This is a genomic window from Agrobacterium sp. (assembly GCF_032092815.1).
In the GTDB taxonomy this organism is placed as follows: Bacteria; Pseudomonadota; Alphaproteobacteria; order Rhizobiales; family Rhizobiaceae; genus Agrobacterium.
Window position 1 is genome coordinate 3275 of sequence record NZ_DAMDBP010000072.1, and the last position, 8661, is coordinate 11935.

Sequence of the window (8661 nt, forward strand, 5' to 3'; positions counted from 1 at the left end):
GGCGTTCGAAGCGGCGGCAGCGGCCGTCTGGTTGCATGGTGAGGCGGGGCAGAGGGCCGGTCGCGGCAGTTCGGCAGAAGACATTCTGGCCGCCGTCAAACCCTATTCGTAATGCGCCTTGCGTGATTGTTTTTGTTTGCGGCTTTGCCGCTCTGCCCCTGTTTGTGTGGCCCGCATCGGTGCGGGCCAATTTCAGCTTTATCGGCTCAGTGCGGGCCTGACATGAAGGCGACGGGTTCCTTGTGCAGCGAGGATATGACGATCTTGCGCTCAGCACGCTCCTGCTGCGGTGAGCGGTTGTAGATTTCGCGATAACACTTCGAGAAATGTGAGGCGGAGACGAAACCGCAGGCAACCGCCACTTCCACGGCAGGCATGGAGGATTGCACCAGCAGGTGCCGTGCGCGGTCGAGGCGGATCTCGAGATAATAGCGGGCGGGCGAACGGCCCATTTCCTGACGGAACAGGCGCTCGACCTGACGACGGGACAGATCGGCACCATCGGCAATGTCCAGCAGCGACAGCGGCTCGGACAAGTTGCTTTCCATCAGTTCGATGATCGACAGAACCTTGCTGTTTTGCACGCCAAGGCGGGCGCGCAGGGGCAGGCGCTGGCGGTCCCTTGGGTTGCGCACCCGGTCGGTCAATTGCTGCTCACAGACGCGATTGACGAGATTTTCGCCAAAATCCTGGCCGATCAGGTTCAGCATCATATCCAGCGAGGCCGTGCCGCCGGCACAGGTGTAGATGTTGCTGTCGACTTCGTAGAGATCGGCATAGACCTCGACCTGCGGAAAGTTTTCAGAAAAGCCGGGCAGGTTTTCCCAATGAATGGCGCAGCGTTTGCCATTCAACAGGCCGGCCTGGGCCAGAATATTGGCGGCGGTACAGAGGCTGCCCACGGCAATGCCGCGATTGTAGACTTCACGCAGCCAGGCGTTGACCGACTTGTTGTGATATTGCTCGACATTGATGCCCGAACAGACAATGACCATGTTGGAGCGCTTGTCGCCGCTCAGATTGCGACGCTCATCGGCCAGCGACGTATCGACGTCAAGACAGATGCCGCAGGAGGATTGCACGCGTTGGCCATCAACTGATGCGAGGCGCCATTCATAGGCATCATAACCCAGCATGCGGTTGGCTATGCGCAATGTCTCAACTGCGCCCATGAAGGGAAGCATCGTAAATTGAGGAACGAGAAAAAAGACTATCGAGCGTTTTTTCGGGCCTGCCTTGCTCATCGTGTCTGCGCTCCGTTGTGAATACACAATTCCTTGCTTGGAAACGTCAAACTGGATATCCAATTTGCGACATTATAATAGCAAAATACGCCAAGCAGCGACAATTTTTGATTTTTGTGAGGTTGAATTAAACACGCTTTGTTTTGCGCATTTAAAATAGGCAACCCATCGATTAAAAACATGCCTTGAACGACTATTTTGAAGGCATTTCCTGTGTTTTTTACTCAAGATATTTGATGAAGCGCAAATGATCCGTGCAGTGCATCTTTGGCGCGAAAAAACCTGACGCTTTTCAATTTTGTGTGGGCGCAGCACTTGTACATTTGCGACATGGGCAATTGGGTTGCGCGCTTTTCATTCTGGCTCTTGGTTGAACGGCGTTGGGTGGCTGGTGCGTTTGTTGACACGTCAAAGGTTTTGCAATGAGGGACGGTCGCAAAGTTCTGCCCTCATTCCCGCACTCGTTGCGGGAATCCAGGCCCAGTCCCAGTCTTGGGGCTGAATGACTCTTCCTTCGCGCAGACGCGCTCAACTGGATCTCTGTGACAGGCACAGAGATGAGGAGGCGTGGAATTGTGCACACGAAAAAACACAAAAAAGGCGCGGATGCCTGAACACCATCCGCGCCAGTCGATCAGCCGTAGCTGCTCCTTGTGTTTCTATCGCCCCTTATGACAGGCAATCCTTGATCGAGGTGGCGATGCCGCGCATCAGGTCGAAATAGAGTGACGGGCCTTCCTTGAAGGTGGCGGCTTCCGGGTCCAGCGTGCCTGATTTGGCGTCGGTGCCTTCGGTCACCACCTTGACCAGCTTTGGTTCGAACTGCGGTTCTGCGAACACGCACGTGGCATTGAGGCTCTTGATCTTGTCGTGGATCTGGCGAACGCGATCGGCGCCGGGCATGGTTTCCGGGCTGACGGTGATGGAGCCGGCGACACGCACATCATAACGGTGTTCGAAATACTGGTAAGCGTCATGGAACACGATGAAGGGCTTGTCCTTGACCGGCTCAAGCGTCGTGGCAAGCTCGGTGTCGAGCTTGTCGAGGTTCTCCATCAGCTTCTTGGCGTTTTCCTGATATTTGGTGGCATTGGATGGGTCTGCCTGAATGAGCGCCGTTTCAATGGCGCCTGCCATGGCCTTGGCATTCATCGGGTCGAGCCACAGATGCATGTCATATTCGCCGTGATCGTGGCCTTCGTGATCGTGCCCAGCGTGATCATGCCCCTCATGACCTTCCTCGGCCTCGTGGGCATGTTCGCCGTCCTTTTGTTCACCTTCTTCATGCGCATGGTCGTGACCTTCATCGCCGTGATCATGGGCTTCAAAAGCGCCGCCTTCACGGAATTTCAGCTTCTCCAGGCCTTTAGAATCTTCCAGCTCAATGACGATTGCCTTGGTGGCCAGTGCCTCAAGCGGCTTTTCGAGGAAGGCTTCCAGGCCGTGGCCAACCCAGAACACCACATCGGCATCCTGCAGCGTCTTGGCGTTGGACGGTTTCAGACTATATGTGTGCGGAGAGGCAGCACCTTCCACAATGAGCTTTGGTTCACCAACACCTTCCATGACGGCTGCGACCAGCGAATGGATGGGCTTGATCGACACAACGACATTGGGGGCGGCCATGGCGCTGGAATAGCTGAAAACGCTGGCAGACAGGCAAAGCAGGGCAGTGATTGAACGCATGTTGGACCTCTTGCAGACAAATGTAATGTTATTACATATATTGATGTGATGCTATAACGTATGCAATAAGCATCTGCAACAACGACTTTGGAAAAAAAACGAATGCTCCAAACCCCAGGCAAAAACGACAACAGGCTGGTGCATCTTCATGGTGCCGGCATTTATCGCGGCAATCGCTGGCTTGTGCGCAATGTCGGCTTTTCGGTTGGGCGTGGGGAAATCGTGACCCTGATCGGTCCCAATGGTTCTGGCAAATCCACCACCGCCAAGATGGCGATTGGCGTGTTGAAACCGACCGAGGGCCGGGTGGAGCGTACCGGCGATCTGAAGATCGGTTACGTGCCGCAAAAACTGTCGGTCGACTGGACCATGCCACTGACCGTGCGGCGGTTGATTACCCTGACTGGCAATCTGCCGCCCAAGGAAATTGACCGGGCGCTGGATGCCACCGGCATTCTGCATTTGTCACGGGCGGAAGTGCAGCATTTGTCTGGCGGGGAGTTTCAGCGCGCGCTGCTGGCACGGGCCATTGCCCGCAAACCTGACCTGCTGGTGCTGGACGAACCGGTTCAGGGCGTGGATTTCGCCGGCGAGATCGCGCTTTACGATCTGATCAAAAACATCAAGAAAACAACCAATTGTGGCATTCTGTTAATCTCGCATGATCTGCATGTGGTGATGGCCGAAACCGATACGGTGATTTGCCTCAACGGCCATGTCTGCTGCACCGGCACACCACAGGCGGTCAGCCAGAGCCCGGAATATATGCGCCTGTTTGGTTCGGCGGCGGCCAAGACGCTTGCCGTCTACAGCCACCATCATGACCATACCCATCTGCCGGATGGTCGCGTGCAGCACAGCGATGGTTCAATCACCGAACATTGCCACCCCGATGATGGTCATCATCACGGTGCTCATGATCACGCACATCATGACCATTCCCATCACCACGATCATTCGCATGAGCATGGCGATGCCTGCGGCTGCGGCCATGACCACAGCCATATCAAGGCCGACGGTTCCGACCATGACCATGACCATGACCATGGGCACGATCATAAGCACCACGAGGAGGCCGGGAGCCACAGACATGTTTGACGATTTTTTCATCCGCGCGCTTGTGGCCGGTATTGGCATTGCCTTGATGACCGGGCCGCTTGGCTGTTTTGTCGTGTGGCGGCGCATGGCCTATTTCGGCGATACGATGGCGCATTCGGCACTGCTGGGCGTGGCACTGTCGCTGATGTTTGACCTGAACCTTATAATCAGCGTGTTCATTGTCGCCACGCTGGTGTCGCTGCTTTTGCTGTTTTTGCAACGCCGTCAGGCGCTCTCTGCCGATGCGCTGCTGGGCATTCTTTCGCATTCCGCGCTGGCTTTTGGTCTGGTGCTGGTCGCCTTCATGACCTGGGTGCGCATTGACCTCATCGCTTTCCTGTTTGGCGACATTCTTGCTGTCACCACCAATGACCTGCAATTGATCTGGGGTGGGGGCGTGCTGGTGATCTTTGCGATCATCTATCTCTGGAAGCCGCTTCTGGCCTCCACCGTCAATGCCGAACTTGCCGAAGCGGAAGGTCTCAATCCTGAACGCACCAAGTTGTTTTTCATGCTGCTGATGGCGCTGGTCATTGCCATTGCCATGAAGATTGTCGGCATCATGCTGATCACCTCGCTGTTGATCATCCCGGCGGCAACGGCACGGCGCTTCTCCACCACACCGGAATGGATGGCGGTTTTTGCCGCGCTGATCGGGGCTGTTGCAGTGATTGGAGGCCTGTTTGGATCACTTCACTTTGATACGCCGTCCGGACCGTCAATCGTGGTTGCAGCGGTGGTTCTTTTTGTTCTAAGTCTGCTGCCGGCGCCCGGCAGAAACCGCGATGCCCGTCCATTGAATGAAGGAGGTTCATCATGATTACGCCAGCGCTGACCAAAAACCAGACGCTTGTGTTTGAAACTCTGTCCGGTTCGCAAGGGCCGCTGAGCGCCTACAACATTCTGGACAAATTGCGTGACCATGGTTTCCGTGCGCCGTTGCAGGTGTACCGTGCGCTGGAAAAACTGGTGGAATTCGGGCTGGTGCACCGGCTGGAAAGCCTCAATGCTTTTGTTGCCTGCGCCCACACCCAGACCGATTGCTGTTCATCGCATCACGGCACTGTGGCATTTGCCATTTGTAATTCCTGTGGTCAGGTCAGCGAATTCCATGACCATGAGATCGATCACCGCCTGCAATCCTGGGTCAATGGCCAGAAGTTCAAGGCGGAAAAGACCACGATCGAAATTCGTGGGCTTTGCGAGGCCTGCGCTGCCTGAGGCTGATGGGAGAAGGGTGCTGTGAGCATACGGATTGCGCGCCCAGCTGACGCTTCCATCCTTGCTGCCATATCGATCGAGGTTTGGCTTGGCACCTATATTAGACGCGGTGTGAATGCACTTTTTGCCGATCATGCCTTGAGCGAATTTACCGCGGCGCGATTTTTGGCACTCATCGATAATCCCAATGAACAAATCTGGGTGTCGGAAAACGAGGATGGTCTGGATGGTTTCATCCGCATCAGCCACGGCGTGGAAGCACCGGTTGCCAATTGCTCCACCACCGAAATCGCAACGCTCTACGTGCAACTGCGCCACCATGGCAAAGGCATTGGCCGGGCATTGTTGAACCAGGCATTGGCGGCGTCGCGTCAGGGAGGTCACAACTCGGTGTGGCTGACGACAAATTCCGAAAACACCCCGGCCATCGCCTTTTATCTGGCGCAGGGGTTTGAAAAGGTCGGTACAACGCAATTCAGCATTGGCGATGAGGCCTATCCGAACGACGTGTTCAGCCGCTCGACCACTTTGTAATCCGTGAGAAAGACAGGCAATCAAATCTGCTGCAGGTCTTTCGCAAACCGCTTCCAGTTGGCCACATAATTCTGCGCCGACAATCTCAGTCGCGCTATTGCACTGTCATCCAGCGTGCGGATGGCTCTGGCGGGTGAACCGACAATCAGCGAATTATCCGGGAATTCCTTGCCTTCGGTGACCAGCGCATTGGCGCCGATCAGGCAGTTCTTGCCAATCTTTGCGCCGTTTAAAATGGTGGCACCCATGCCAACCAGCGAATTGTCGCCAATGCTGCAGCCATGCACGATGGCGTGGTGGCCAATGGTGCAGCCCTTGCCGATTGTGGCGGGGAAGCCGGGATCGCTGTGCACCATCACGCCTTCCTGAATGTTGCTGCCGGCACCAACGGTGATCGGCTCATTATCACCGCGCAGTGTCGCGCCAAACCAGATGCCGACATCATCGCCCAGCGTCACAAGGCCAATGACATTGGCGTCCGGTGCCACCCAATATCGGTCGGCGGCCGGCAATTGTGGCTCACGGTCTCCAAGGCGGTAAATCGGCATGCAGTCCTCCTCCTGCGGTTTGCTTGATCAAACGACCTTGACGCTCAGCGTGCCAATGCCATTCACACCACATTCCATCACGTCGCCAGACACAACAGGGCCAACACCGGCCGGTGTTCCGGTCATGATGATATCACCGGGGGCCAGCACGAACAGCTTGGAAAGCTCTGAGATGATTTCAGGCACTTTCCAGATCATCTGGTTGAGATCACCCGACTGGCGGCGGTCACCATTGACATCAAGCCAGATCGCACCTTGATCGCGGTGACCGGTCTCTGTCGCGGCAACCAGTGCCGAGACCGGTGCTGAGGCCTCAAAGGCCTTGGCGGCTTCCCATGGGCGCGACATCTTCTTGGCCACGTCCTGCACGTCACGGCGGGTCATGTCGATGCCAACACCATATCCCCACACGCAGTCCAGCGCCTTTTCAACCGGGATATCAGCACCGCCGGCTTTCAGCGCAACGATGAATTCCACCTCGAAATGCACGTTGGATGACAGTGACGGGTAGGGGAAATCCTGACCGGCCGGCAAAAGATTGTCGGCGTTCTTCTGGAAAAAGAATGGCGGTTCGCGTGACGGGTCATGGCCCATTTCAATGGCGTGGTCGGCGTAGTTGCGGCCAACACAATAGACCCGACGCACAGGAAACACGTTGTCTGATCCGGCAACCGGCAGGGTGACCGGTTTTGGTGCGGGGATAACAGTCTCAGCCATGGAAATGTCCTTCCGAATGAGTGGCCCGAAGGGGCGGGGTATTTAAGTGCGAAGCAGAATGACCGGGCAGGGGTCTCCGGCCTTCAACGGCGGGGCATTGGGCGGGCGCACAATCAGGGCGTTGGAATAGGCCAGCGTCTTCATCATCGATGAATCCTGCTTGTCGAAACTTTTGGCGACCAGCACACCATCGTCGCGGATATCAAGCGTGGCGCGCATGTAATCCTGGCGGTGATCATTGGCCTTGAGGTCGGTTTCGGTAATCGCCTGCACTTCGCGGCGGCGCGCTGGCGTCTGCGCCATCTTGTGCACCAGAGGTTCCAGAAACAGCAGGCTGCAGACCAGGCTTGCCACCGGGTTTCCCGGCAGACCCAGCACCTGCATGTCGTCAATGGCGCCGACCATCAGCGGTTTGCCGGGGCGCATGGCAATGCGCCAGAAATCCAGCTCCATGCCCTTGGACTTGAGGCTGGCCTGCACCAGATCATGGTCGCCGACCGAGGCACCACCCAGCGTCACCAGCACATCGGCCTTGGCGGTTATCGCACGCTCGATGGCCTTGCCGATCAGTTCCTTATCGTCGCTGATAATGCCGAGATCCAGCACCTCAGCGCCGGCATTGCGGGCAACAGCCGCCACACCAAAGGTGTTGGAGGCAATGATCTGGTCGCTTTTCGGCACGCTGCCCGGCTGCACCAGCTCGTCACCGGTCGCCAGAATGGCAACCAGCGGCTTGCGGTAAACGGCAAGTTCGGCGTGGTTCATGCCGGCGGCCACCGTCACATCGGCAAAGGACAGGACGCGGTTCTTGCTAAGCACGATTTCGCCTTCGGCAAAATCCTGGCCCTTCGGGCGGATATGGCGGTTTTTGACCACTTCGAATGTGCTGCGGATGCGGTTGTCATCCAAAAGCTCGGCATCTTCCTGAATGAGAATGCTGTCGGCACCTTCCGGCACCGGGGCGCCGGTGAAAATGCGCACCGCCTCACCCTTGCCCACCGTGCCATCAAAGGCATGGCCGGCAGACGCCGTGCCAATGACGGTGAAGATGGAGCCAAGTTGCGGTGCATCTTGAGTGCGCAGCGCATAACCATCCATGGCAGAGGAATTGAATGGTGGTTGTGTCAGGCGGGCGGCAACATCTTGCGCCAGAATACGGCCATCGGCATGGGCCAGAAGAACGGTTTCTGTTTCTAGGACAGGCTTTGCGCGTGAAAGCAGTCTGTCCATGGCCTCGTTCACTGGCAGCAATGACACAGTCTAGGTCTCCTGACGTTTATAATCCCCGGATTTTCCGCCGGTTTTTTCCGACACAACGATACCGCCAATTTCCATGGCCTTATCAACGGCCTTGGCCATATCGTAAATCGTCAGGCAGGTCACGGAAACAGCTGTGAGCGCTTCCATTTCCACACCGGTTTTTCCAGTCAGCTTGACGGTGGCGCTGACACGAAGGCCGGGCAGATCATCATCTTCGGTAATATCGACCGAGACCTTGGTCAGCATCAAGGGATGGCAGAGCGGAATGAGATTGGAAGTCTGTTTGGCGGCCATGATGCCGGCAATACGGGCGGTGCCAATGACATCGCCCTTTTTGGAATCACCCTCGCGGA

At 56.6% G+C, this 8661-nt stretch carries 10 protein-coding genes; 4 read left to right on the plus strand and 6 right to left on the minus strand.

Translation table 11 applies throughout. From position 1 onward, the window contains the following. Positions 1-206: 206 nt before the first annotated feature. Both RT613_RS22815 and znuA read right to left on the minus strand, forming a co-directional pair. Entirely contained in the window at positions 207-1244 is a 1038-nt protein-coding gene (locus RT613_RS22815) for a GlxA family transcriptional regulator (protein WP_313618659.1), read from the minus strand. 669 nt (positions 1245-1913) lie between these two features. Next, positions 1914-2930 (minus strand): zinc ABC transporter substrate-binding protein ZnuA, encoded by a 1017-nt coding sequence (gene znuA, locus RT613_RS22820; protein ID WP_313618660.1) that lies wholly within the window; start codon positions 2928-2930, stop codon positions 1914-1916. A 102-nt stretch (positions 2931-3032) separates the two neighbouring features. Between znuA and RT613_RS22825 the strand changes: the two genes are divergently transcribed. Genes RT613_RS22825 through RT613_RS22840 form a run of 4 tightly spaced genes read left to right on the plus strand, consistent with a single transcriptional unit; the run spans position 3033 to position 5783 of the window. Continuing rightward, positions 3033-4028, plus strand: coding sequence for a metal ABC transporter ATP-binding protein (locus tag RT613_RS22825; RefSeq protein ID WP_313618661.1), 996 nt, complete (start codon positions 3033-3035; stop codon positions 4026-4028). Further along, positions 4021-4848 carry a zinc ABC transporter permease subunit ZnuB gene (gene znuB / locus RT613_RS22830; RefSeq protein ID WP_313618662.1) on the plus strand — a complete coding sequence of 276 codons (828 nt, stop codon included), beginning with the start codon at positions 4021-4023 and terminating at the stop codon, positions 4846-4848. The genes RT613_RS22825 and znuB overlap by 8 nt, the downstream gene beginning before the upstream one ends. Next, positions 4845-5249, plus strand: a complete 405-nt coding sequence (zur, locus tag RT613_RS22835) for a zinc uptake transcriptional repressor Zur (RefSeq protein WP_313618663.1) — start codon at positions 4845-4847, stop codon at positions 5247-5249. The genes znuB and zur overlap by 4 nt, the downstream gene beginning before the upstream one ends. 21 nt (positions 5250-5270) lie before the next feature. Continuing rightward, on the plus strand, positions 5271-5783 hold the full coding sequence (locus tag RT613_RS22840) for a GNAT family N-acetyltransferase (RefSeq protein ID WP_313618664.1): 513 nt from the start codon (positions 5271-5273) through the stop codon (positions 5781-5783). A gap of 20 nt (positions 5784-5803) precedes the next feature. Here RT613_RS22840 and RT613_RS22845 read toward each other — a convergent pair whose 3' ends face one another. The 4 genes from RT613_RS22845 to moaC form a co-directional block, all read right to left on the minus strand. Continuing rightward, on the minus strand, positions 5804-6331 hold the full coding sequence (locus RT613_RS22845) for a gamma carbonic anhydrase family protein (protein ID WP_313618665.1): 528 nt from the start codon (positions 6329-6331) through the stop codon (positions 5804-5806). Positions 6332-6358: 27 nt separating this feature from the next. Then, positions 6359-7048, minus strand: coding sequence for a fumarylacetoacetate hydrolase family protein (locus RT613_RS22850; RefSeq protein WP_313618666.1), 690 nt, complete (start codon positions 7046-7048; stop codon positions 6359-6361). A 42-nt stretch (positions 7049-7090) separates the two neighbouring features. Continuing rightward, positions 7091-8305 carry a gephyrin-like molybdotransferase Glp gene (gene glp, locus RT613_RS22855; RefSeq protein WP_313618667.1) on the minus strand — a complete coding sequence of 405 codons (1215 nt, stop codon included), beginning with the start codon at positions 8303-8305 and terminating at the stop codon, positions 7091-7093. 3 nt (positions 8306-8308) lie between these two features. After that, positions 8309-8661: cyclic pyranopterin monophosphate synthase MoaC (gene moaC / locus RT613_RS22860; protein WP_313618668.1), on the minus strand; the 353-nt coding region annotated here is incomplete at its 5' end.